The sequence below is a fragment of the Pseudomonas sp. KBS0710 genome (assembly GCF_005938045.2).
In the GTDB taxonomy this organism is placed as follows: domain Bacteria; phylum Pseudomonadota; class Gammaproteobacteria; order Pseudomonadales; family Pseudomonadaceae; genus Aquipseudomonas.
Map to the genome: position 1 here is coordinate 5,438,772 of NZ_VCCF02000001.1, position 23,582 is coordinate 5,462,353.

A 23,582-nucleotide genomic window follows, 5' to 3' on the forward strand; every position below is an offset into this window, starting at 1 on the left:
GCAAGCCAGCTCCAACCTTTGGAATGCATTCCCCTGTGGGAGCTGGCTTGCCTGCGATGGCGCCAGCCGGCTCACCACAAGATCCGGATCAGACCACCGCCGCCCGCCGCTGAACAAATCGGTCCACATACTCATCCGCCGGCGAATGCAGAATCTCGCGCGGCGTGCCGACCTGGATCAGCTTGCCGTCCTTGAGAATCGCAATGCGGTTGCCAATGCGCACCGCCTCGTCGAGGTCGTGAGTAATGAACACGATGGTCTTGTGCAGGGTCTTTTGCAGCTCCAGCAACTGGTCCTGCATCTCGGCGCGGATCAGCGGGTCGAGGGCGCTGAAGGCTTCGTCCATCAGGATGATGTCGGTATCGGCCGCCAAGGCGCGGGCCAGGCCAACACGTTGGCGCATGCCGCCGGAAAGCTGGTGCGGGTATTTGTTTTCGTAGCCCTTGAGGCCCACGGTTTCGATCCAGTGCAGCGCGCGTTCGGCGCACACCTGCTTGGTTTCGCCGCGCACCTTGAGGCCGTAGGCGACGTTGTCGAGCACAGTCTTGTGGGGCAGCAGGCCGAAGCTCTGGAACACCATGCTGATCTTGTGGCGACGGAATTGACGCAGGGCTTCCATGTCCAGTTGCAGGATGTCTTCGCCGTCCACCAGGATCGCGCCGCTGGTAGGGTCGATCAGGCGGTTGAAGTGGCGCACCAGGGTAGACTTGCCCGAACCCGACAGGCCCATGATCACAAAGATCTCGCCGGTGCCGATGCTCAGTGACAGGTCGTTCACGCCGACCACGCAGCCGGTCTCGGCCAGCACCTGGTCCTTGGTCTTGCCCTGGCCAACCATCGCCAGGGCTTCCTTGGAGCGGTTGCCGAAGATCTTGAAGACGTTTTTAACTTCAATTTTGCTGACAGTAGTCATTTGCTCGCCTCATGCCGTGGACGACCATAGGCCTGGGTAATGCGGTCGATGACCACTGCAAGAATCACAATCGCCAGCCCCGCTTCGAGGCCACGGCCGACGTTGAGGGTCTGGATGCCGACGAGCACGTCTTCACCCAAGCCACGGGCGCCGATCATCGAGGCGATCACCACCATCGACAACGCCATCATGGTGGTCTGGTTGATACCCGCCATGATGCTCGGCAATGCCAGCGGCAGTTGCACGCCAAACAGTTGCTGCCAGCGGTTGGCACCGAAGGCGTTGATGGCTTCCATGACTTCGCCGTCGACCTGGCGAATGCCCAAGTCGGTGAGGCGAATCAACGGTGGCGCGGCGTAGATCACCGTGGCGAAAATCGCCGGCACCTTGCCCAGGCCAAACAGCATCAGCACCGGGATCAGGTACACGAAGCTGGGCATGGTTTGCATGATGTCGAGCAGCGGCATCAGCACCGAGCGCAGGCGATTGCTGCGTGCAGACAAAATGCCCAACGGAATGCCGATCAGCACCGAGATCACCGTGGCGACCATCATCAGTGCCAGGGTTTGCATGAGCTTGTCCCACAGGCCAACCGCGCCCACCAGGAACAGCAGACCGACGATCACTGCCGTGGTCACCAGCTTGCGGGTGGCGTGCCAGGCAATACCGCCGACGATGGCCAGCATCAGCCACCAGGGCGCTGCGCGCAGCAAGCCTTCCAGGTTGACGATAGCCCACAACAGCGTGTCGGAGATGTGCCGGAACACATCGCCGTAGTTGGTGACCAGCGAGTCCACCCAACCGTTGACCCAGTCGGCGATGGAAAACGTAAAACTCTCAGGAAACATATCGTGCTCTCGATCCAGTGGGTTGTGGCCGTGTGCCCGGCTAACCCCTCAGGGTAGCCGGACACCCTTGACCTACAAGGCCGCGTCGATTTTCTTGGCTGCGTCGTCGCTCACCCATGCGTGCCAGACTTCAGGATGTTCCTTGAGGAAAATTTTCGCCAGTTTTGGCGACTCAATTCGCTCTTTGGCCATGCGACCGAGGTTCTGGTTAAGCAGATCGATAGGCAGGTTGACCTTCTCCAGCACCGCTACCAGTTCAGGCGCTTGTTCGTGGAAGGTCTTGGACAGGCCGACCTTGATGCTCACGCTTTTATCCACACCGGGTTTTTCTTCGAGCTTGACCAGATCGACCTGGCCCATCAGCGGGGTGGGCGACCAGTAGTAAAACAGGATCGGCTCGCCACGCTTGTAGCTCGACAGCACAGCGGCATCCAGCGCCGGGCCGGTGCCAGGGCGGAAGTTGGTGTAGGTGCTTTCCAGGCCGTAGCTTTTGAGCATCTCGCTGTTGTCCAGCTCACAGGTCCAGCCGGCCGGGCAGTTGTAGAAGCGGCCTTTGGACGGTTCTTCCTGGTCCTTGAACACCGAGGCGTATTTGGCCAGGTCGGCGATGTTTTTCAGGTCCGGCGCCTTGGGTTCCAACTTGCGCTTGGCGTCGCCCTCAATCACGTAACGCGGCACGTACCAGCCTTCGACGGCACCGACAACCGGCGCGCCAACGCCAACGACTTTGCCGGCCTTCTCGGCCTTGTTCCAGACTTCGCTGCGGCCTACCCACTCTTCGGCGAACACCTGGATGTCGTTGCTGCTCAGGGCGTTTTCCATGGTGATGGAATTGCCCGGCAGGCTGTCGGTTTTGCAGTCGTAGCCTTTCTCCAGCACGGTTTGCAGGATGTCGGTGAGCAACATGCCGCTTTCCCAGTTCAGCCCGGCGAACTTCACCGGCTTGCCGGATTCGCACCAACCCGCCGCCTCGGCGCCGGCAGAGGCCAGCAAGCCTGCAGATAACACGGTGGCCAGCAGGGTTTTATTCATCTTCATTGTTGTGACGCTCCCAATCTTGAAATGGATTACGGCAGTCAGTAGGCGTCCTGCCCTGTCCACGTCCCATCAGGCTTGTGCAGCCAGCCCGTTTGTCGTTGGTGCAGCGCCCTGCTCTATTGGCAGGATCAGGTGATCGGGCACTGTGCCGTGCCATTTTTTCGCACATACGTAATACAGGGCCGCAGGCAGTACCAGGCCGATGATCCAGGAGATATCCACATCACCCAGCGCGGCAACCAAGGGGCCGGTGTAGAACTTGGTAGAGATGAACGGCAACTGCACCAACACGCCGAACACATAGACGCTGATACCGAGCAGGTTCCAGCGACCGTAGCGGCCCTTCGGGTCGGCCAAGGCCGGAACGTCATAGCGCTCGCGGGTGATGCAGTAGTAATCCACCAGGTTGATTGCACTCCAGGGCGTGAAGAACGCCAGCAGAAACAGGATGAAAGACTTGAACGCTCCGAGGAACGAGTGCTGGCCGAGCAACGCGATCAGGGTTGCAGTGCCGACAATCACCAGCACGAACACCAGACGTTGCAGGCGCGTGACCTCCAGGCGCCCACGGAAGCCACTGACGATGGTCGCAATGCACATGAAGCTGCCGTAGGAGTTCAGGGTAGAGATGGTGACCTTGCCGAACGCGATGCTGAAGTACAGCAGTGCAGCAGTGGCGCCCGTACCACTCAACCCAACGATGTAGGCGACTTCGTGGCCGACAAATTGCCCGTTGGACATGGCCGCGGCAAACACGCCAAGGACCATCGCCACCTGAGCACCAATGACTGAACCCGCGCCGGCGGCAAAAAAGGTTTTCAGCGAAGATGTTTTGCTTGGCAGGTAACGTGAGTAGTCCGCCACGTAAGGGCCGAAGGCGATCTGCCAGGAGGCCGCGAGCGATACCGCCAGCAGGAAACTGCTCCAGCTGAAGTGGCGAATCTGCAAAAGCGCGCCAACGTCGGTCTGGCTCATCAAACGACTGAACAGATAGACAAAGGCAATCACGCCAATGACGCTGGCGACACGCCCGATAAAGTGGATCACCCGATAACCCAGCACGGTGACCAGTACGATCACGCTGGCAAAAATCAGGATACCGACGCTGTCGCTGACCCCGAACAACTGGCCCAGCGCCTGCCCCGACAGCACGGTGCCGGTCGCGGTAAAGCCGAGGTACATCAAACAGACCAGCACAATCGGGATGGCTGCACCATAAACGCCGAACTGCACCCGGCTGGAGATCATCTGTGGCAGGCCAAGCTTTGGCCCTTGCGCCGCATGCAACGCCATGACGCCGCCGCCGATGAGTTGGCCGATCAACAAACCGATCAACGACCAGAACACATCACCGCCGAGCACCACGGCCAAGGCCCCGGTGACAATCGCGGTGATTTGCAGGTTGGCACCCATCCACAGGGTGAACTGGCTCAATAGACGACCGTGTCTTTCCGCTTCCGGGATGTAGTCGATCGAACGCCTTTCGATCAACGGGGTGGTGTCATTTGCAGCCATGTTGTTCAACCTCTGATGGATTGTTTTCTGGTTCACTGCAGATCAAATGTGGGAGCGGCGGTGCGACGATTCGACTTGCTCGCTCCCACATTGAGTTACTTGATCATCGGCAGGTTCAGGCCCTGCTCCTTGGCGCAGTCGATGGCGATCTGGTAACCCGCATCGGCGTGACGCATCACCCCGGTGGCCGGGTCGTTGTGCAGCACGCGGGCAATCCGCTCAGCCGCCTCATCGGTACCGTCGCAGACGATCACCATGCCCGAATGCTGGGAGAAGCCCATGCCCACGCCGCCGCCGTGGTGCAGCGAGACCCAGGTCGCGCCGCTTGCGGTGTTGAGCAAGGCGTTGAGCAGTGGCCAGTCGGACACGGCGTCGGAACCGTCCTGCATGGCTTCGGTTTCGCGGTTGGGGCTTGCGACCGAGCCGGAGTCGAGGTGGTCACGGCCGATCACCACCGGCGCCGACAGCTCGCCGCTGCGTACCATTTCGTTGAACGCCAGGCCGAGCTTGGCGCGCTGGCCCAGGCCAACCCAGCAGATACGTGCCGGCAAGCCCTGGAAGCTGATGCGTTCGCGGGCCATGTCCAGCCAGTTATGCAGGTGCGCGTCGTCCGGGATCAGCTCTTTGACTTTGGCGTCAGTCTTGTAGATGTCTTGCGGGTCGCCCGACAGCGCAGCCCAGCGGAACGGGCCGATACCACGGCAGAACAGTGGGCGGATGTAGGCCGGCACGAAGCCTGGGAAGTCGAAGGCATTTTCCACGCCTTCTTCCTGGGCCATCTGGCGGATGTTGTTGCCGTAGTCGAAGGTAGGAATTCCTTGTTTCTGGAATTCCAGCATGGCTTTGACGTGCACGGCCATCGACTGCTTGGCGGCCTTGATCACGGCAGCTGGCTCGGTCTTGGCGCGGGCGCGGTATTCGTCCCAGGTCCAGCCGGCCGGCAGGTAGCCATTGAGTGGGTCGTGGGCGCTGGTCTGGTCGGTGACCATGTCCGGGCGCACGCCGCGCTTGATCAGTTCCGGCAGGATTTCGGCCGCGTTGCCCAGCAAGGCGATGGAGATGGCCTTGCCTTCTTTGGTGTATTTGGCGATGCGGGCCAGGGCGTCGTCGAGGTCGGTGGCTTGCTCGTCGACATAACGGCTGGCGAGACGGAAATCGATGCTGACCTGCTGGCACTCGATGTTCAGCGAGCAGGCGCCAGCCAGGGTTGCAGCCAACGGCTGAGCGCCGCCCATGCCGCCGAGGCCGGCGGTGAGGACCCAGCGGCCGGTGAGGTCGCTGTTGTAATGCTGGCGGCCGGCTTCGACGAAGGTTTCGTAGGTGCCCTGCACGATGCCCTGGCTGCCGATGTAGATCCAGCTGCCGGCGGTCATCTGGCCGTACATGGCCAGGCCCTTGGCATCCAGTTCGTTAAAGTGCTCCCAGCTGGCCCAGTGCGGCACCAGGTTGGAGTTGGCGATCAGCACGCGCGGCGCGTTGCTGTGGGTCTTGAACACGCCGACCGGCTTGCCGGATTGCACCAGCAAGGTCTCGTCGTCATTCAGGTTGGTGAGGCTCTCGACGATCTGGTCGTAGCACTCCCAATTGCGCGCCGCACGGCCGATACCGCCGTACACCACCAATTCTTTCGGGTTCTCGGCCACTTGCGGGTCGAGGTTGTTCATCAACATGCGCAGCGGTGCTTCAGTCAGCCAGCTTTTGGCGGTGAGCGTGTTGCCACGAGCGGCACGGATTTCGACGTCACGGTATTTAGTAGGCTTGGTTTTCGAAAAATCGGTCACAGCTGGACTCCTCGGCATGATGCGCGAACTTGGATGGTGCGAAGCAGAGTCTTACGCACACATCTTTACTTGTATGTACAAGCATATGCAATCAAGCGGCCAACTTGACGAGGGAGCGGGTGAGATTTTTTTGGGAGGGGTGTGAAAGCCTCGGAAATTAAGGCTTGGAGGCTTGGTGAAATTTCTTACGGAGGGAGTTTGCGGACCGGGAAATTGCTAACGATTGCCTGGCATTGCGCCAAGCTGGGGCGTTCGGTAACAAATTGGTGCGCGACTGGAAACAGCTCTTATGAGCAATGAAAAGCAAATGTGGGAGCTGGCTTGCCTGCGATAGCGATGTGTCAGCATCAGATTTGCTGACTGACACATCGCTATCGCAGGCAAGCCAGCTCCCACATTTTTAACCGAGTTGGGTCAGTTCGATAATGCAGCAGCGGCCGGTGACGGAAATATCCAGCAAGCCAGTGTTACCGTCGATTTGCAGGCAGTCGTGATGCCCCAGCTTTTGATCCAGCACCTTCACTTCATCCGCCACACTGAACACCAACACCGTGTGCGCTGTGCTGAAAAACCGCTGCGCGCCATCAATCCATTGAAAGCGTGCGTGGTAACGCTCGGGCGAGTAGATCAAGTTGAAATCGCGGATCGGCCCGGTGATCAAGCGGCAAGACACTTCACTCTCACCCTTGAACGCAAATGCTTGCAGCGGTAACAACCCACGCTGCTCCTCACCATCCACGGTCAGGACCATACCCGCGCCCTTGATCACCGTGATAACGCGCTGGTAGCCGGCAAAGGTAGAAAAACCGCCTGACTCGGCAATATCGGCAATCGACAGGCGCCAGCCAAAGCCATCCAGGCCAATGCCTGCGTCACGGGTAATTTCTTCGGTGCTGCCGCCGCCGTTTTTCCACGGCATGCGGATGTAGTCGGCGGCGCGCCAGACTTTCACTTCACTCATTTACTGAAACGTCCTTCCAGGCTATGACGGGAACCGGGGTGGATCAAACGCGCGGCGGTGACCGGCTGGCGGCCGGACCAGGTGCGCCGGCGAATCAACAGGCAGGGCTCGCTTGGCTCGATCTGCAACAGCTTGCACTCGGCAGCGTCGGCGAGGATTGCTTCAACTACATGCTCGCCCTCGGTCAGTGGCGCGACCTGGTTGAGGTAGGCGTAGGGGGTTTGCTGGGTGAAATCCTGCTGCAAGTATTCCGGCGCAACCAGGGCGTTGACGAAGCGGTCTTCGATTTGCACGGGAATATCGTTTTCAAAATGCACGATCAGCGAGTGGAACACCCGCCCGCCCTCACGCATCTCCAGCGCCACGGCGCGCTCGGAGCCGGCGGCCTCTTCGCCCAGGTGAATAACCTGGCAGGTATGGCGATGACCGCGCGAGGCGATCTCATCGGCAATGTTGTGCACTTCAAACAGCGCCGACTGGCTCTTGGGCTCGGCAACGAAGGTGCCGACGCCCTGCATGCGCACCAGCAAACCTTCGGCGGTCAGTTCACGCAGCGCGCGGTTGATGGTCATGCGGCTGAAGCCAAGCTGGTTGACCAGTTCACTCTCCGACGGCACGCGGTAATGCGGCGGCCAGTTGCCGTTGAGGATCTGCTGGCTGATCATCTGTTTGACGCGGGCATACAAGGGCGCCGGACTTTCGTCCATGTGGGCAGCCAGCGAAGACTTGGCAGGCGGAGTCGGCACAGGGAATCCTTGCAGGGGGAAAAGATGCATAGATTGCCGGAGTTTACCGAGCAGGCAAACGTCTGTATATGTATATACAAATAAACACACGACCGGGGTGCCTTGATCATGTCCGCTTTCTTTGCCGAACGCGCGCTGCTGCCTAATGGATGGGCCAACGATGTACGCTTTGAAGTCAGCGCCGATGGCGTGCTGACCCACGTTGAGCCCAATGCCAGTGCAGACCACGCCGAACGGCTCAGAGGCCCGGTTTTGGCGGGCATGCCGAACCTGCACTCCCATGCGTTCCAACGCGCCATGGCCGGTTTGGCCGAAGTGGCCGGCAACCCGAATGACAGTTTTTGGACCTGGCGCGACTTGATGTACCGCATGGTCGGCAAGATCAACCCCGAGCAACTGCAGGTCATCGCCCGCCAGCTGTATATCGAAATGCTCAAGGCCGGTTACACCTCGGTGGCCGAGTTTCATTACGTGCACCACGACGTCAGCGGCCAGGCGTATGCCGACCGCACGGAGCTGTCGCAACAAATCAGCCAGGCAGCCGCCAGCAGCGGTATCGGCCTGACGCTGCTGCCGGTGCTCTACACCCATTCGGGCTTTGGTGGCCAGGCGCCGAATGAAGGCCAGCGGCGCTTTATCAACAGCACCGAGCATTACCTGGACCTGCAAGCGCGCCTGAAGCCCATTCTGGCAGCGCAGCCAGCGCAACAACTGGGCCTGTGCTTCCACTCGTTGCGTGCCGTCACACCCGAACAGATCAATGCTGTGCTAGCCGCCAGCGACAAGACTTGCCCGGTGCATATCCACATCGCCGAGCAGCAAAAGGAAGTCGACGACTGCCTGGCCTGGAGCGGCAAGCGCCCGCTGCAATGGCTGTATGACCATATCGAAGTGGATGAGCGTTGGTGCCTGGTACACGCCACCCATGCTGACGCCGATGAAGTCACGCGCATGGCCAAGAGCCGGGCAATCGCCGGTTTGTGCCTGACAACCGAAGCCAACCTGGGCGACGGGATTTTCCCGGCGGTGGATTTTCTCGCTCAAGGCGGGCGCATGGGCATCGGTTCCGACAGCCATGTGTCTCTGAGTGTGGTGGAGGAGTTGCGTTGGCTCGAATATGGCCAGCGCCTGCGCGACCAGCGGCGCAACCGTCTGTATCGCAGTGATCAGCCAATGGTCGGCCGCACGCTGTTCGATGCTGCGCTCGACGGCGGTGCCCAGGCGCTGGGGCAATCGATTGGTCGATTGGAAGTCGGCAAGCGCGCAGATTGGATTGTGCTGGATGGCAATGACCCGTACCTGGCGACAGCGACCGAGGATGGCATTCTCAATCGCTGGCTGTTCGCCGGAGGTGATCGCCAAGTGCGCGATGTGCTGGTGAACGGCAAGTGGGTGGTGCGCGATGGGCATCATGCCGGCGGAGAAGAAAGCAGCCGGGCGTTCACACAAGTCTTGAGACAATTGCTGGGCTAACAGCCGACACAAAACAAATGTGGGAGCTGGCTTGCCTGCGATGCAGACACCTCGGTGTATCAGTTACAACCAGGTGATGCTATCGCAGGCAAGCCAGCTCCCACACAAGCCCACATTTTTATCGGCGGTGATCCAGGGTTACTGCGAAGTCTTCGCCATCTGCTTGTCCGACGTGCGGAAGATCAATCGCGTGGTGTCATACCCTTGCTGGCGCGCCCTGCTCAGCAATTCTTCGCGGGTGTCGGCACTCACCGTCGGCGTGCGTGACAGGATCCACATATAACGCCGGCTCGGGCTGCCGACGATGGCGGTCTTGTAATCATCACTCACGTACAGCACCCAGTAATCGCCCTTGGCGACGCCCGGCAGCAGCGCCGTGAACCAGTTATTGAATTCCACCCAGAGCTTGTCGGTCTTGCCCGGCACTTGCGGCGTGGCCGTGCCCTTGGCTTCTTCCCACTTCCACTCTGTGGTCAGGCAGCGGTTGAACACCGACATGTCGCCATCCGGCAACAGGGTGTATCGGGCTTCGGACTGCGCGCAGTTGCGCTGGAAGTACATCGGCAATCGGGCCAACTCATACCAGGTGCCCTGGTAACGCTTGAGGTTGACGTTGCTCGCGGTCTTGGGTTGCAGATCATCGCCAGAATGGCTGGCGCAGCCCGCCAAAAACAGACTGGCGCAAAGAAACAAAACAAAACGCATCATTCTTCTTCTCCCGCAGGCTCGCGCCCCGGTTTACTTCAGGCCTTGCCCGGAAAACATCAGAACTTTGTCACCGGCGTACTGCACGCTGATAAAGCTGTTTTTATCGCCCCACGTACAGCTGGACATGCCCAGCGCACCGGAACAATCGGTCGGCTTACCCAGCAACGACTCCACCTCGGCCTTGGCCATGCCAGCCGACAGCTTCGCGTAATTTTCTTGATTGACCTTACTGCACGCGGCTAACAGCACGCAAAAAGCCAGCAAGGCGAGACGGCGTAAAGACATGGAAAAGCTCCTGGAGAGACAAAGCAGCTGGGGTATCTGCCAGAAGCTTAGAAGGGAAAAGGGGTGTCTGGTTCCCGACGAGCAAAAACAAAAAAGCCCCGAAAACGCTGAAACGTTTCGGGGCTTCTTCAAGGGTGATCCGCCGCACAACACTGCGAATCACCTATCGCAGCAGCTTACTTCTTGTGATAAGCCGTCACACGCTCAACTTCTTCCTTCGAGCCCAGGAACACCGCCACACGCTGGTGCAGGCCTTCCGGCTGGATGTCGAGGATGCGTTGGTGGCCGTCGGTGGACGCGCCGCCCGCTTGCTCAACCAGGAACGACATCGGGTTGGCTTCGTACATCAAACGCAGCTTGCCCGGCTTGGAAGGCTCGCGGCTGTCACGTGGGTACATGAACAGGCCACCACGGGTCAGGATGCGGTGTACGTCGGCAACCATCGCGGCAACCCAGCGCATATTGAAGTTCTTCTTCAACGGGCCTTCTTCGCCGGCCATCAACTCGCCTACGTAGCGGGTCACAGGCTCTTCCCAGTGGCGCTGGTTGGACATGTTGATCGCAAATTCCTGGGTGGAAGCAGGAATGGTGATGTCTTCGTGGGTCAGCACGAAACTGCCCATTTCGCGGTCCAGGGTGAAGCCTTTAACGCCGTCGCCCAGGGTCAGCACCAGCATGGTCTGCGGGCCGTAGATGGCGTAGCCGGCAGCGACCTGCTCAGTGCCTGGCTGCAGGAAGGCCTTTTCGTTCAAGGCTTCGTTCTGGCTCAGGTATTCATTCGGGCAGCGCAGTACCGAGAAGATGGTGCCGACCGGTGCGTTGATGTCGATGTTGGACGAGCCGTCCAGTGGGTCGAACACCAGCAGGTACGCGCCTTTCGGGTATTTGCCCGGGATCTGGTAGGCGTTGTCCATTTCTTCGGACGCCATGCCGGCCAGGTGGCCGCCCCATTCGTTGGCTTCGAGCAGGATTTCGTTGGAAATCACGTCGAGCTTCTTCTGCACTTCACCTTGGACGTTTTCAGTGCCCATGCTGCCAAGAACACCACCCAGTGCGCCTTTGGACACGGCGTGGCTGATTTCCTTGCAAGCACGCGCCACCACTTCGATAAGGAAGCGCAGATCGGCAGGCGTGTTGTTGCTGCGGGTCTGCTCGATCAAATAGCGACTCAGGGTAACGCGGGACATGGAAGGCTCCGGAGAATGGGGGGCTTAAAAACCCGCGCAGTTTAACGCGAGTCGAGGGTTATTTCCTCTAATCAGAGGATTTAACCCCAATAGAGTTCACGGTTTGACCTGGGGCTTGCGCAACAGACTGTAGGCCATGGCCCCCAGCGCTGCCACACCGAGCAGCAGCACCGCCCACAGGCCAAGCTTCTTCCAGTCGGTGACGGCTTGGGGCGAAGCGGCCACCACAGGCGAATTGACCGTCATGTCGCCTGCGACCGTGGCTTGCCCCAAGGTCTTGATGCGCTCGGCGCTGTAGTCGGGAATCAGCGTCGACAGCGGCAAATTCGCGGCCTTTATCGACGGGTTGCCCAACGCCAGAGTAAACGGCGGCTCACCCCGTGCCAGGAACACCAACTGGGTGGCGCGCACAGCAAAACGCAATGCCGGCGCTTCCACGCCCAAGCCGCCGCCGCGCTCGTCCACTTGCAACTTGAGTTCGCCTACGGCCACGCCTGGCAATTGCAACTCATCCTGCACCACGTCCTGGCCATTCTGGGCCAGGCGATACAGCAAGCCATTGCTCAGCGGCTGCCAGGCCTGATTGGCTTCGCGCCGCCCCGCCAACGTCACGGGCGCCAGCGTGTTGGGCTGCTTGAGCTCGACGCGCAAGCGCTCTATGTGCAGCCCTGTTGGCAGTTGCCAGCTGTATTCACCGGCCTTGAGCCGCGTGCCCGCCAGCGGCTGCGACCACACCAACGGCAGCGGCAAGCTGCTGCGGGTCGCGCTGATCAGTTTGGCCGAGGTCAACTGCGGTGCCGCCTGCCCTTGCCACACCAGGCGCAGGTAACGCGCCGATTGCCCCGGCAAGCTCACGTCATGCTGCTCGACACGCTCGTCGGCAAACGACAAGCGCGCCACTTGCCCGTCGCCCCATGCCTGCCAGTGCTGCAAGTCATCGCTGGCTTCAATGCTGAAACGCTGGAAACCGTCCTGCTCGCGGCTCCAGTCCAGGCTCAACTGCTGCAACGGCGCCTTGATCGAACTGGCGTCCAGCACCCAGCCCCGCAGCACTTGCGCGCCGGTCCTGGGCGGCAGCACTTGCAGCAAGGTGCCTTCGGCGGTGGACTTCATCACGACGTCCGGCACGCTGTCACGGGTGTCGGCAGCGTACAGCGGGAACCACTTCACATCGGTCACGTCGCGGCTTTCGGTACGTTGCGCGGACTGGCGCGACAGCGCATACGCCTGTGGCTCGCCAGCGGCATTGAACACGCGCACATCATTCAGGTCAGCCTGGCGCGCAGCCAATTGCACGCTCAGCGGCAGCTCCAGGCGATACCAGGGGCCATTGCCGCTCACCGCCAGCGGCACGTGCGTGGTGAAGTCGGCCGGCCCTTCCTGCGCGTACACCGCCGAACACATCAACCATAACGCCAACCCGCTCAGACTCAGCTTGCCCATCAAGATGACGCTCCCTCGGTTGCAGTCACAGGTTCGACGCGCTTGGGCGGCAGCGGTGCAAAGTAGCCCACCACCAGCAACAACCCGCCCACGCCGATAAACGACACGATCCGCGCCAGACCGCCACGGTTGCTCAGCTCAACCAAGAACAACTTGGCGACCACCACGGCAATCAGCGCCGCGCCGATCAGCCACACTTCGCGTCTATTGCGCAGGTGGCCGCCGATCATCAGGCCCAGGGCGATAAGGGTCCAGACAATCGACAGGCTGGCTTGCACCAACATCGATTCCAGCAACGTATCCAGGTCAAATGGCACGCCGCCCCAATGATGGGCGGTGCGCATCACCAAGGCCGTAAAGAAGGCAAACAGCGAAACACCCACGATCCCTTGGGCAAGCCGCTCAGCCTGCGGCGCCACAGTGCGCGACCACACGTAAACACCCAGCAGCGCAAACAGCAGCCCCAGGTCCAACGGGTTGAGCAGCGGTATAGATGGCAACGGCTCGGCCGTACCGTTGCTGAACGTATTGGCCAGCCAGAACCATGCAAGCATCAATACCCCCAGCGGCAGCGCTGCCAGTACGCGGTATTCACGCGGGTACGCCGACACCGGCCACGGCCAACGGCGTGGCGAAGCGGCCAGCACCAGATACAGGCTTGGCAAGATCGACCAGCCCAACCAGCGCCAGGCGTTGTAGTGAGCCGAGAGCAACAGCAGGCCGTAGCGTAGCTCCAGCGCCAGCACGCCAATCAACAGCCAGCAACCCAACACATGGGCCATGCTCAAGGCGCGCGGCTCAACGAGTTGCGCCAGGCGTCGCAGCGACACGCCATGTACGACAAATACCGCAATCCAGGCCAAAGCAGCGAAGTTGGCCGCAGGGTGGTAGTACTCATCCCATGCACCCGCCAACACGAGACCGGCAAACGGCATCAGCAAGGTGCACGCCGCGCCCAACGCCGCCCACCGCAGCCGCAGCGCCAGCACGGTCCAGAGCGCTACGCTCAACGCAGCCGCCAACAGCAACAGCGTGGCGTGCAAGGCCACAGGCGCCGAGCGCAACACTTCACCGCCCAGGGCCAGCGCCCACCACGCCACGCCCCAGGCCAACAGCACATGCGCCAGGTACCCACGAGGCAAGCGCCACGCGCTGGTCATGGCGGCGATGGCCATGATCAACGGCGTCCACACATCGGCCACCGGGTCGAGCACAAACAGCATGCCGGCAAGCAGTTGCACCGCAACACCGCAGCGCACAACCGCTTTGGACGCGATCAATCGCCCCGCCCAAACCGTCGCAAGACCGGCCAGCGCCCAACTGATCACGCTGCCCTGCGTCGACAGCAACAACGCCGGCAGCAGGTACGCACACGCCAGGCCAAGGGCGGCGAGCCACGGCGCGCCTTGGCGTTCCCAACTTCGGGTCTGTTCCGGCAGCGATTTATGCACTTGGTAAAAGGTAAACAGCAGCGCAACGCCGAGCAGCAACGCCCCCAATGGCAGCCCTTGCAACAAGGTGCCCGTGCCACTGCGCAGTTCGCTGAGGAAGATCAGCGTCGATCCCAGTTGAAGCAACAGGGCGAACGCCCGCGCCAGGGTTTTATGCTGGCGCATGCCCAGCCAGAAGATCCCCGCGCCCTCAACCGCCCACGCGGCCGCCGTCCAGCGCGCATCAAGGCCCAACGGAATCGCCAGGCTGGCAAAGATCACCCCAAGCGCCAGGCATGTTTCGGCCAGTAGCAACGTGCGTCCACCCTGAAGCAGTCGCGCCAGGACCATATAAATAATGCCCAGGCCCAGTGCGCTGAATGCAGGCGCAAATTCCAGGTGCTGCACCAGCGCGAACTGCAAGCCAAAGCCCACCAAGGGCGGACCAAACAGCAGGCTGCCGTCGACATAATCGCCCTTGGCCGCCGACCAGCGCAGCAGTGCGTCACGTTCTTCAGGGGCGTCGCCCATCGCCTGCAATTTACGTCGGGCATACAGTAGGCCAATAGCCAGGTACATCAGGAAAAACAGAATCAGGAACGGCTCGGTACTCCACAACAACTCCGGCGCGTAAGCGCGCATGCCCCAAGCGAAACCAATGCCGAAGGTGCCGAAAAACCCGATCAGGTTGAGCACGCGCCAGGCCTTGAACCAAGCGATGGCGAGAATGCCGGCATTGAGCAGGGCGAAATAACTGAACAGCGCCACATGGTTACCGGCGCCGGTGGAAGCAAGGATAGGCGCTGCAAAACCACCCAACGCCGCCGCGCAAGCCAGGCCCAGAGCGTCCTGGGTGATTGCCAGGATCGCCGAGAACACCGTGATCACCACCAACAAGGCAAACGCAGCGCCCGGGTCAATCAGTGGGTGCAAACGCATCGCGGCAAATACCGTCAGGTACAACACGGCAATACCGGTGCCTTGCAGCATCAGGCCGTAATTGCTGTTGCGCAGCCGCAGCCACCAGCCCAAGCCCAGCAAGGCGATGGCGGCGCCAGCAACTCCGGCGTAACGCAACTCGATCGGTACTTCCACGCCTTCGGTGGCATAACGCAGCAGGAACGCCAGGCCCAGAAACAACAGCACCACGCCAACGCGCAGCACGGTATTGCCGCCAAACAGCCAATCGCGGGCGCCGCGGATGGCGCGCTCGATCAGGTTGGGGCTAGGTGGGGTGACGGGTTGTTGAGGGCGCGGTGTGGCAACCCAGACATCATCAGGCAGTGGCTGGCTCGGTTCGGCAACCATGGCGACAGGTGCCAGCTCGGCAGGCAGTTCCCAGACCAGCTCGGGCGGCTTGGTGACAGGCGCGGGTTCGGGAATGGGCGGTTCGACGGTCGCGCTACGGGTCGGCGTGGGCACTTCCAATTGCCGCAGGCGATCGCCCAGGGCAATCAGCGCCTTCTGCGTGATTTCCAACTGACGCGCTTGTTGGTCCGCCTGAGCCGACAGCCTCGACAGGCGAATCGCCTGGCCAATGCCCAAGCCCAGCAATACACCGATACCGGCGTCGGAGAACGACTCATCGAGCGCCCAGCCAAGCACCAGGCCAATCAGCATGAAGATCCATTGCATGGTCGATATCCCTAAGCGAACCGGGCCTTAGTATATCGACGCAAAGCCAATGTGGGAGCGGGCTTGCTCGCGAATGCGGTGTGACAGTCGACATATTTGTTAACTGATGCTCCGCATTCGCGAGCAAGCCCGCTCCCACATTTTAGTATTGCGCTGTTTAGTCGAGGGCTTTCCAGATCTCGGTGGCGTATTCGCGGATGGTGCGGTCCGAGCTGAACCAGCCCATGCGCGCCGTATTGAGCACCGCCGAGCGCCACCAGGCCTTGGAATCATGCCAATGCGCCTCGACCCGCGCCTGGGCGTCCCAGTAAGCGTCAAAGTCGGCGCATACCAGGAAGCGATCGTAGTCGATCAGCCCGTCGATCAAGCCCACATAACGGCCCGGATCATCCGGCGAGAACACCCCGCCACGGATCGCTTGCAGCACATCGTTAAGGCGATGGGACGCGGCAATGTCCGGCCCGGCGTTGAACTCACCGGCGTGTTTACGCGCTTCCACCTGCTGGGCGCTGAGGCCGAAGATAAACATGTGCTCGGCACCCACGCGTTCGTGCATCTCCACGTTGGCGCCGTCCATGGTGCCGATGGTCAGCGCGCCGTTGAGGCCGAACTTCATGTTGCTGGTGCCTGAAGCCTCAAAACCGGCAGTGGAAATCTGCTCCGACAAATCCGCCGCCGGGATGATGCTTTCCGCCAGGCTGACGTTGTAGTTGGGCAGGAACACCACCTTGAGCAAACCGCGCACGGTCGGGTCGTTGTTCACGGTACGGGCGATGTCGTTGGTCAACTTGATGATCAACTTGGCCTGGTGATAACTGGCGGCCGCCTTGCCCGAGAAGATCTTCACCCGTGGCACCCAGTCGGTACCCGGTTCGGCACGAATCGCCTGGTACAGCGCCACGGTGTGCAGCAGGTTGAGCAACTGGCGTTTGTATTCGTGAATTCGTTTGACCTGCACGTCGAACATCGCCGCCGGGTTCACCGAAATACCCAGGCGCTCGTGGATGATCTCGGCCAGTGCCCGCTTGCTGTGCAAGCGCTGCTCGGCGAAGGCTTTGCGGAACGTCTGCTTCTCGGCGAACGGTTCCAGCTCTATCAGGCGCTCTTCGGGCTTGTCGAGAATGTCCGGGCCCAAGGCTTCCACCAGCATCTCGGTGAGCTTGGGGTTGGCCTGGTACAGCCAACGGCGGAAAGTAATGCCGTTGGTTTTGTTGTTGATGCGCTCCGGGTACAGCTTGTGCATCTCGGAGAACACCGTGCTGCGCATCAACTGAGTGTGCAGCCCGGAAACGCCGTTAACGCTGTGGGAGCCCAGAAACGCCAGGTTACCCATGCGCACGCGGCGGCCGTTGTCTTCTTCAATCAGCGACACGGCGCGCAATACGTCAAAGTCGTGGATGCCCTTGGCGCGCAGCGAATCGATGTGCTGGGCGTTGATCAGGTAGATGATCTGCATATGCCGGGGCAGCATGCGTTCCATCAAACCGACAGGCCAGGTTTCCAGCGCCTCGGGCAACAAGGTGTGGTTGGTGTAGGAAAGGGTTTCAACCGTCACGTCCCACGCGGCTTCCCACGGGATGTCATGCAGGTCGACCAGTTGGCGCATCAACTCGGCCACGGCGATGGACGGGTGGGTGTCGTTGAGTTGAATCGCGGCGTGTTCGCCCAGGCTCAGTACCGAGCCGTGCATGTTCTTGTGGCGGCGCAGCAAGTCTTGCAGCGAGGCCGAAACGAAGAAGTATTCCTGGCGCAGACGCAATTCCTGCCCTGCTTCGGTGCTGTCGGCCGGATAAAGCACTCGGGAGATGCTTTCGGCGCGCGCCACTTCAGCGACGGCGCCCAAGTGGTCGCCGGCGTTGAAGCGCTCCAGGTGCAAATCTTCCACAGCACGGGCGCGCCACAGGCGCAGGGTGTTTACGCTGGCACCGCGCCAGCCGACCACTGGGGTGTCGTAAGCCACCGCGCGCACGGTTTCGTTGGGCGTCCACACCTGGATCATCTTGCCGGTGGCATCCGCCAGGGTTTCGACGCTGCCGCCAAAGCCGATCGGGTAGATCACCTCGGCGCGCTCGAACTCCCACGGGTTGCCGAAATCCAGCCAGCGCTCGGTCTGCTCTTGCTGCCAGCCGTCGACGATTGCCTGGCGGAACAGGCCGTGTTCATAACGAATGCCATAACCGTGGCCGGCAATGCCCAAGGTCGACATGCTTTCCATAAAGCACGCGGCCAAGCGGCCCAGGCCACCGTTGCCGAGCGCCGCGTCGGGCTCCAGCAGGCGGATGCGCTCCAGGTCCACGCCCAGTTCGGACAGGGCTTCGCGGGCAATCTCCAGCACGCCCAGGTTGCTCAGGCTGTCGTAGAGCAAACGGCCAATCAGGAATTCCAGCGAGAGGTAATACACCCGCTTCTGGCCTTTGCGGTAGATGCGCCGCGTGTGGTTCATCCAGTGGTCGACCATCTGGTCGCGGGCGGCCAGGGCAATGGCTTCGAACCAGTCGTGGTCGAAGGCGTGATCCGGGTCCTTGCCCACCGCGTAGGTGAGTTTGGTCAAGACAGCATCGCGGAATGCGGCTACCTCTGCTTCTCGTGCAAGCGGTTCCTGAGACATCGGTGCGACCTCGGGCGAGATTGAAGGAGTTGCTAGAGCCTAGTCGGTCTGACAGACGGTAGACGTGCTGGTTCGGCAGTTTTTTAACTCATTCACCTATGCGGGAAATTGATGCAGGGGCCGTGCCTGCTTTGCTCCCCTGCACCGTTGGAGATGAAATCTGCAAAATATTGTTCAAAAAACCACCAATCCCGGTATGATCGCGCGCCCGGATACAGCCCCACCTTGGAACCTTGATGAAGCCTCAACTGATCGCCGCCGCGGAACTCGACCGTCTCGAGACCTGGCAGAAATATTCCGCCCACATGTGCGGCGGCTGCGTGTCCAGCTGCTGCACGCTGCCGGTCGAGGTAAAGATCAAGGACCTGATCCGCATTGGCATCGTCGATGAGTTCGAGCGCGGCGACCCGCCGAAGAACATCGCCAAGCGTTTGCAGAAGGAAGGCATCGTCGAGCGCTTCAATTCCAAGTCGGAAATTTTCACCCTGCAGCGCATGAGCAACAACGACTGCCTGTACCTGGATCGTAAGACGCGCTTCTGCACTATTTATGACAAGCGCCCGGATACTTGCCGCAACCACCCGAAAATCGGGCCGCGGCCGGGGTATTGCGCATATAAGCCCAAAGAAGTGGTGCGCGAGACCAAATTCCGGACCCTCGACAAGTTCTGATCGATCGTACCCTCCTCTGCGTGGTTGCGATCAGACAGGCTTCGTACACTGGAAAAGTTCCAAGCCCACGCTCATATGGGCCATCTCTGATGGATCAGAGGCTTGCCACCTGACATAGCTACCAGACCGTCGCTGATAACGTTGAGTGTCTTTATTCCAGGAGGATGCTCATGCGCTATTTAAAAGTCACCGCCCAAGATCGTAGCGGCAACGGAAAAGCAGACACCGCGCTGCTGCACTTTCACGACCCGCTGGCCAGCCAGATACACGAAGCCTTTGCAGTCGACATGAATGCTGATGGCAGCATCGAGTTCGGATTTGCGGGCGATATCAATCACGATGGCAAACAGGGTTTTCAGGACCAATTATTGCTGACGGAGTTTGCCGAGACTTTTCTGCAACTCAACTGGTTCAATATTGGCGATAACTGGGAGCGCTACCTCAAAATTTTTACGAGCGACTACCACAAGGACGGTTCTCCAAACATCGTCACCTGCCAATTCAGTGAGGATGATGGCGACCTCGGTCAGCCTATCCGCATCAAGTGTGCCTCGGCCTATGACGGCGACAATGATGGTGTGTTCGACACATTCACCCACAGTGATATCAACTCGGATGGGCGTGCGGACAAAGCTGACAAAATCCAATTAAGCAAAATAGTCAAAACGTTCCTGGCCTTTCGGTGGTTTGGCACCGGACCACAAGGCTGACGAACGGCCTGCACCTGGACACAATCAAAACCGTAGAAGCATCCCACAGTTAAAATGCATCCCCTGGTGGGAGCCGGGCTTGCCCGCGATGAGGCCGGCACAGTCACCACAAAAACTGCAGGCATAAAAAAACGCCCCCGGCCTTTCGACCGGGGGCGTTTTTCATTCAGCCTGAGTTAACTCAGTTCTTGGCTTTCTTGGCAGCGCGGGTACGCTCGCCTTCGTCCAGGATCTTCTTACGCAGGCGGATCGACTTAGGCGTAACTTCGCACAGCTCGTCGTCCTGGATGAATTCCAGGGCCTGTTCCAGGGTGAAGCGAACAGGTGGGACCAGAGCGATGGTTTCGTCTTTACCCGAAGCACGCATGTTGTCGAGCTTCTTGCCTTTGGTTGGGTTAACGCCCATGTCGTTGTCACGGCTGTTCAGACCAACGATCTGACCGTTGTAGATCTCTTGACCGTGTTCAACGAACAGCTTGCCACGCGCCTGCAGAGTTTCCAGGGAGTAGGTCAGCGCCTTGCCGGTTTCTACCGATACCAGAACACCGTTCTGACGGCCGGACATGTCGCCGGACTTCATGGTGTCGTAGCGATCGAAGATCGAGGTCAGGATGCCAGCACCGTTGGTCAGGGTCAGGAACTGGTTACGGAAACCGATCAGACCACGAGCAGGGATGTTGTATTCCAGACGTACACGGCCTTTGCCATCCGGCACCATGTTGGTCAGGTCGCCCTTACGCAGGCCCATCTCTTCCATGACCTTGCCCTGGGATTCTTCAGGGGTGTCGATGGTTACGTTTTCGAACGGTTCCTGCTTCACGCCGTCAACCTGACGGATGATCACTTCAGGACGACCAACGCCCATTTCGAAGCCTTCGCGACGCATGGTTTCGATCAGTACCGAGAGGTGCAGCTCACCACGGCCGGAAACCTTGAACTTGTCAGCCGAGTCGCCTTCTTCAACGCGCAGAGCAACGTTGTACAGCAGCTCTTTGTCCAGACGTTCCTTGATGTTACGGGAAGTCACGAACTTGCCTTCTTTACCGCAGAAAGGCGAGTCGTTTACCTGGAAGGTCATGGAAACGGTTGGCTCGTCAACGGTCAGAGGCTTCATCGCCTCAACGTTGTCCGGCTGGCACAGGGTGTCGGAGATGAACAGCGAGTCCATACCGCTCACGCACACGATGTCGCCGGCGAAAGCTTCTTCAACGTCGATGCGGTGCAGGCCGTGGTGACCCATCAGCTTCAGGATACGACCGTTACGCTTCTTGCCGTCGGCGCCGATGGCGACAACTGGGGTGTTCGGCTTGACGCTACCACGCGCGATACGGCCAACACCGATAACACCCAGGAAGCTGTTGTAGTCCAGTGCCGAGATTTGCATCTGGAACGGGCCTTCACGGTCAACTTTTGGTGCCGGTACGTTGTCGACGATCGACTGGTACAGCGGGGTCATGTCTTCAGCCATGTCGGTGTGTTCCAGACCGGCAATGCCGTTCAGGGCCGAGGCGTAGACCACTTTGAAGTCCAGCTGTTCTTCGGTAGCACCCAGGTTGTCGAACAGGTCGAAGATCTGGTCCAGAACCCAGTCCGGACGCGCGCCTGGACGGTCAACCTTGTTGATGCACACGATCGGACGCAGGCCGGCTTCGAAAGCCTTCTTGGTCACGAAACGGGTTTGCGGCATAGGGCCGTCTTGAGCGTCAACCAGCAGCAGAACGGAGTCAACCATCGACATTACGCGTTCTACTTCGCCGCCGAAGTCGGCGTGGCCCGGGGTATCCACGATGTTGATGTGGTAGCCGTTCCAGTTGATAGCGGTGTTTTTAGCCAGGATGGTAATACCGCGCTCTTTTTCCTGGTCGTTGGAGTCCATCACGCGCTCGTCGTTGAGCTCGTTGCGCTCCAGGGTGCCGGATTGACGCAGGAGTTTGTCTACCAGGGTGGTTTTACCATGGTCAACGTGAGCAATGATGGCGATGTTACGTAGATTTTCGATCACTTGTGTATCTCGATCAGAGGATTCGGTGTGCTGACAGGTCGTGGCAGCGATTAACAGTAGAGTCAGGCCTTGCCGTTACAGCTTGACGGCAGAGTCGGGGGGCCGGTGACGCAGGCCACAGGCAAACAGCCCCGGGCTCTTAGCTCGGTCGATAAACGCGCACATTGGCATACCCCTCACTGAGCAAATGGTGGGCATGCAGGCGACTCATCACGCCTTTGTCGCAATACAGCAGGTACTGACGGCTGTTATCCAGTTCCTTGAAGCGCGCGTTCAATGCGTAGAACGGCAGCGCTTGCACGTCGATGCCCGCGATTTCCAGCGGCTCATCTTCGGCGGCATCCGGGTGACGGATGTCGACGACGATCTGGCCGGCCAGGGCTTCGCTGACTTCTTCGATTTGCACATCCTGGCCCAATTCATCGATGACACGATCGATCGGGACCAGTTTGGCGTTCTCAAGCGCACGCTCAAGAATCGCCATATCAAACTGTTGTTCTTCATACTCCACGCGGTTGCGCTTGGCGTGGGTCTTGGGGTTCACCGAAATGACCCCGCAATATTCAGGCATGTGCTTGGCAAAGTCGGCCGTGCCGATTTCTTCTGCCAGGTCGATGATGTCCTGCTTGTGGCTGGCGATCAGCGGGCGCAAGACCAGCTTCTCGGTGACGCAATCAATCAGCGACAGGTTCGGCAGCGTCTGGCTGGACACCTGGGAGATCGCTTCACCGGTCACCAGCGCGTCGATCTGCAATTGATCGGCGATTCGCGACGCAGCGCGCAACATCATACGCTTCAATACCACGCCCATATGACTGTTATCGACTTTGCCGAGAATTTCGCCCAGCACTTCCTCGAACGGCACGCTTACAAATAGCACGCGTTGGGAGCTGCCGTACTTCTTCCAGATAAAGTGCGCGACTTCCATCACGCCCAATTCGTGTGCACGCCCGCCCAGGTTAAAGAAGCAGAAGTGGCTCATCAGGCCGCGGCGCATGATCTGGTAGGCCGCCACCGTGGAATCGAAACCGCCGGACATGAGTACCAGGGTCTGTTCCAGGGCGCCCAGCGGGTAGCCGCCGATGCTGTTGTGCTGGCTGTGGATCACAAACAACCGTTGGTCGCGAATTTCCATGCGCACTTCAATTTGCGGCGCTTTGAGGGAAATTCCGGCGGCGCCGCACTCGCGACGCAGCTTGCTGCCGACGTATTTCTCTACATCCATGGAGCTGAACGTGTGCTTGCCGGCACGCTTGCAGCGCACCGAAAAGATCTTGCCTTCCAGCGACTCGCCGTAGTGCTGTTTGCACTTTTCGGTGATGTCGTCGAAGTCGCCCAGCGGGTACTCATCCACCTGCAGGAAATGCGCAATGCCCGGCATGCAGCTCAGGCGCTCGGTCATGTCCTTCAAGGCTTTGGCGTCGGTAATGCGGGTTTCCAGCTCGAGGTTGTCCCACACGCCGTTCACCACCACAGCCGGGTCCAGGTCTCGGAGCACGGCACGGATGTTCTTGGCCAACTGACGGATGAAACGCGTCCGTACCGGTCGGCTCTTGATGGTGATCTCGGGGAAGACTTTTACGATTAATTTCATGGAAACAGCGCGCGCCGGGCCTGCTGAAAAAGGG

The 23,582-nt window shown here is 60.0% G+C and carries 18 protein-coding genes; 3 read left to right on the forward strand and 15 right to left on the reverse strand.

Annotated features, from left to right (window positions below; all coding sequences use genetic code 11):
* Positions 1 to 88 precede the first annotated feature (88 nt).
* From FFI16_RS24880 to hutC, 7 genes are all read right to left on the reverse strand, one after another.
* Complete coding sequence (locus tag FFI16_RS24880) at positions 89 to 913, reverse strand: glycine betaine/L-proline ABC transporter ATP-binding protein (RefSeq protein WP_138817236.1); 825 nt, start codon at positions 911 to 913, stop codon at positions 89 to 91.
* A complete protein-coding gene (locus tag FFI16_RS24885; protein ID WP_138817237.1) occupies positions 910 to 1,761 on the reverse strand; it encodes a proline/glycine betaine ABC transporter permease in 852 nt (283 codons plus the stop codon). Before FFI16_RS24885 ends, FFI16_RS24880 begins: the two co-directional genes overlap by 4 nt.
* A gap of 72 nt (positions 1,762 to 1,833) precedes the next feature.
* Positions 1,834 to 2,799, reverse strand: coding sequence for an ABC transporter substrate-binding protein (locus FFI16_RS24890; RefSeq protein WP_138817238.1), 966 nt, complete (start codon positions 2,797 to 2,799; stop codon positions 1,834 to 1,836).
* Between the two features lie 69 nt (positions 2,800 to 2,868).
* Complete coding sequence (locus FFI16_RS24895) at positions 2,869 to 4,314, reverse strand: cytosine permease (protein WP_138817239.1); 1,446 nt, start codon at positions 4,312 to 4,314, stop codon at positions 2,869 to 2,871.
* A gap of 95 nt (positions 4,315 to 4,409) precedes the next feature.
* Positions 4,410 to 6,095, reverse strand: coding sequence for a urocanate hydratase (hutU, locus tag FFI16_RS24900; protein WP_256666283.1), 1,686 nt, complete (start codon positions 6,093 to 6,095; stop codon positions 4,410 to 4,412).
* Positions 6,096 to 6,495: 400 nt separating this feature from the next.
* On the reverse strand, positions 6,496 to 7,056 hold the full coding sequence (locus FFI16_RS24905) for a HutD family protein (RefSeq protein ID WP_138817241.1): 561 nt from the start codon (positions 7,054 to 7,056) through the stop codon (positions 6,496 to 6,498).
* Complete coding sequence (hutC, locus tag FFI16_RS24910; RefSeq protein ID WP_244657883.1) at positions 7,053 to 7,763, reverse strand: histidine utilization repressor; 711 nt, start codon at positions 7,761 to 7,763, stop codon at positions 7,053 to 7,055. Before hutC ends, FFI16_RS24905 begins: the two co-directional genes overlap by 4 nt.
* A 147-nt stretch (positions 7,764 to 7,910) precedes the next feature.
* On the opposite strand from hutC, the gene FFI16_RS24915 reads away from it, so the two are divergent.
* On the forward strand, positions 7,911 to 9,275 hold the full coding sequence (locus tag FFI16_RS24915) for a formimidoylglutamate deiminase (RefSeq protein ID WP_138817243.1): 1,365 nt from the start codon (positions 7,911 to 7,913) through the stop codon (positions 9,273 to 9,275).
* 138 nt (positions 9,276 to 9,413) lie between these two features.
* Here FFI16_RS24915 and FFI16_RS24920 read toward each other — a convergent pair whose 3' ends face one another.
* The 6 genes from FFI16_RS24920 to FFI16_RS24945 form a co-directional block, all read right to left on the reverse strand.
* Entirely contained in the window at positions 9,414 to 9,983 is a 570-nt protein-coding gene (locus FFI16_RS24920; protein WP_138817244.1) for a lipocalin family protein, read from the reverse strand.
* Positions 9,984 to 10,013: 30 nt separating this feature from the next.
* On the reverse strand, positions 10,014 to 10,268 hold the full coding sequence (locus FFI16_RS24925; RefSeq protein WP_017849914.1) for a hypothetical protein: 255 nt from the start codon (positions 10,266 to 10,268) through the stop codon (positions 10,014 to 10,016).
* Between the two features lie 176 nt (positions 10,269 to 10,444).
* Positions 10,445 to 11,455, reverse strand: coding sequence for a class 1 fructose-bisphosphatase (locus FFI16_RS24930; RefSeq protein ID WP_003237460.1), 1,011 nt, complete (start codon positions 11,453 to 11,455; stop codon positions 10,445 to 10,447).
* Positions 11,456 to 11,551: 96 nt separating this feature from the next.
* Positions 11,552 to 12,898 carry a DUF3999 domain-containing protein gene (locus FFI16_RS24935; protein WP_138817245.1) on the reverse strand — a complete coding sequence of 449 codons (1,347 nt, stop codon included), beginning with the start codon at positions 12,896 to 12,898 and terminating at the stop codon, positions 11,552 to 11,554.
* Positions 12,898 to 15,963 carry a DUF2339 domain-containing protein gene (locus tag FFI16_RS24940; RefSeq protein WP_138817246.1) on the reverse strand — a complete coding sequence of 1,022 codons (3,066 nt, stop codon included), beginning with the start codon at positions 15,961 to 15,963 and terminating at the stop codon, positions 12,898 to 12,900. The genes FFI16_RS24935 and FFI16_RS24940 overlap by 1 nt, the downstream gene beginning before the upstream one ends.
* 157 nt (positions 15,964 to 16,120) lie before the next feature.
* Positions 16,121 to 18,571: a glycogen/starch/alpha-glucan phosphorylase gene (locus FFI16_RS24945; protein ID WP_138817247.1), complete on the reverse strand. Its 2,451-nt coding sequence runs from the start codon at positions 18,569 to 18,571 to the stop codon at positions 16,121 to 16,123.
* Between the two features lie 236 nt (positions 18,572 to 18,807).
* On the opposite strand from FFI16_RS24945, the gene FFI16_RS24950 reads away from it, so the two are divergent.
* Complete coding sequence (locus FFI16_RS24950) at positions 18,808 to 19,242, forward strand: YkgJ family cysteine cluster protein (protein ID WP_016972268.1); 435 nt, start codon at positions 18,808 to 18,810, stop codon at positions 19,240 to 19,242.
* Positions 19,243 to 19,412: 170 nt separating this feature from the next.
* On the forward strand, positions 19,413 to 19,952 hold the full coding sequence (locus FFI16_RS24955; protein WP_138817248.1) for a hypothetical protein: 540 nt from the start codon (positions 19,413 to 19,415) through the stop codon (positions 19,950 to 19,952).
* Positions 19,953 to 20,133: 181 nt separating this feature from the next.
* Here FFI16_RS24955 and typA read toward each other — a convergent pair whose 3' ends face one another.
* Entirely contained in the window at positions 20,134 to 21,954 is a 1,821-nt protein-coding gene (gene typA, locus FFI16_RS24960) for a translational GTPase TypA (protein ID WP_003217997.1), read from the reverse strand.
* A 139-nt stretch (positions 21,955 to 22,093) separates the two neighbouring features.
* Positions 22,094 to 23,548 (reverse strand): tRNA uracil 4-sulfurtransferase ThiI, encoded by a 1,455-nt coding sequence (gene thiI / locus FFI16_RS24965; RefSeq protein ID WP_065930794.1) that lies wholly within the window; start codon positions 23,546 to 23,548, stop codon positions 22,094 to 22,096.
* Between the last annotated feature and the right edge of the window lie 34 nt (positions 23,549 to 23,582).

Coding starts and splice junctions, on each gene's coding strand:
- FFI16_RS24880 (WP_138817236.1), bottom strand. CDS start 913: ATGACTACTGTCAGCAAAATTGAAGTTAAAAACGTCTTCAAGATCTTC.
- FFI16_RS24885 (WP_138817237.1), bottom strand. CDS start 1,761: ATGTTTCCTGAGAGTTTTACGTTTTCCATCGCCGACTGGGTCAACGGT.
- FFI16_RS24890 (WP_138817238.1), bottom strand. CDS start 2,799: ATGAAGATGAATAAAACCCTGCTGGCCACCGTGTTATCTGCAGGCTTG.
- FFI16_RS24895 (WP_138817239.1), bottom strand. CDS start 4,314: ATGGCTGCAAATGACACCACCCCGTTGATCGAAAGGCGTTCGATCGAC.
- FFI16_RS24905 (WP_138817241.1), bottom strand. CDS start 7,056: ATGAGTGAAGTGAAAGTCTGGCGCGCCGCCGACTACATCCGCATGCCG.
- hutC (WP_244657883.1), bottom strand. CDS start 7,763: ATGGACGAAAGTCCGGCGCCCTTGTATGCCCGCGTCAAACAGATGATC.
- FFI16_RS24915 (WP_138817243.1), top strand. CDS start 7,911: ATGTCCGCTTTCTTTGCCGAACGCGCGCTGCTGCCTAATGGATGGGCC.
- FFI16_RS24920 (WP_138817244.1), bottom strand. CDS start 9,983: ATGATGCGTTTTGTTTTGTTTCTTTGCGCCAGTCTGTTTTTGGCGGGC.
- FFI16_RS24925 (WP_017849914.1), bottom strand. CDS start 10,268: ATGTCTTTACGCCGTCTCGCCTTGCTGGCTTTTTGCGTGCTGTTAGCC.
- FFI16_RS24930 (WP_003237460.1), bottom strand. CDS start 11,455: ATGTCCCGCGTTACCCTGAGTCGCTATTTGATCGAGCAGACCCGCAGC.
- FFI16_RS24935 (WP_138817245.1), bottom strand. CDS start 12,898: ATGGGCAAGCTGAGTCTGAGCGGGTTGGCGTTATGGTTGATGTGTTCG.
- FFI16_RS24940 (WP_138817246.1), bottom strand. CDS start 15,963: ATGCAATGGATCTTCATGCTGATTGGCCTGGTGCTTGGCTGGGCGCTC.
- FFI16_RS24945 (WP_138817247.1), bottom strand. CDS start 18,571: ATGTCTCAGGAACCGCTTGCACGAGAAGCAGAGGTAGCCGCATTCCGC.
- FFI16_RS24950 (WP_016972268.1), top strand. CDS start 18,808: ATGAAGCCTCAACTGATCGCCGCCGCGGAACTCGACCGTCTCGAGACC.
- FFI16_RS24955 (WP_138817248.1), top strand. CDS start 19,413: ATGCGCTATTTAAAAGTCACCGCCCAAGATCGTAGCGGCAACGGAAAA.
- thiI (WP_065930794.1), bottom strand. CDS start 23,548: ATGAAATTAATCGTAAAAGTCTTCCCCGAGATCACCATCAAGAGCCGA.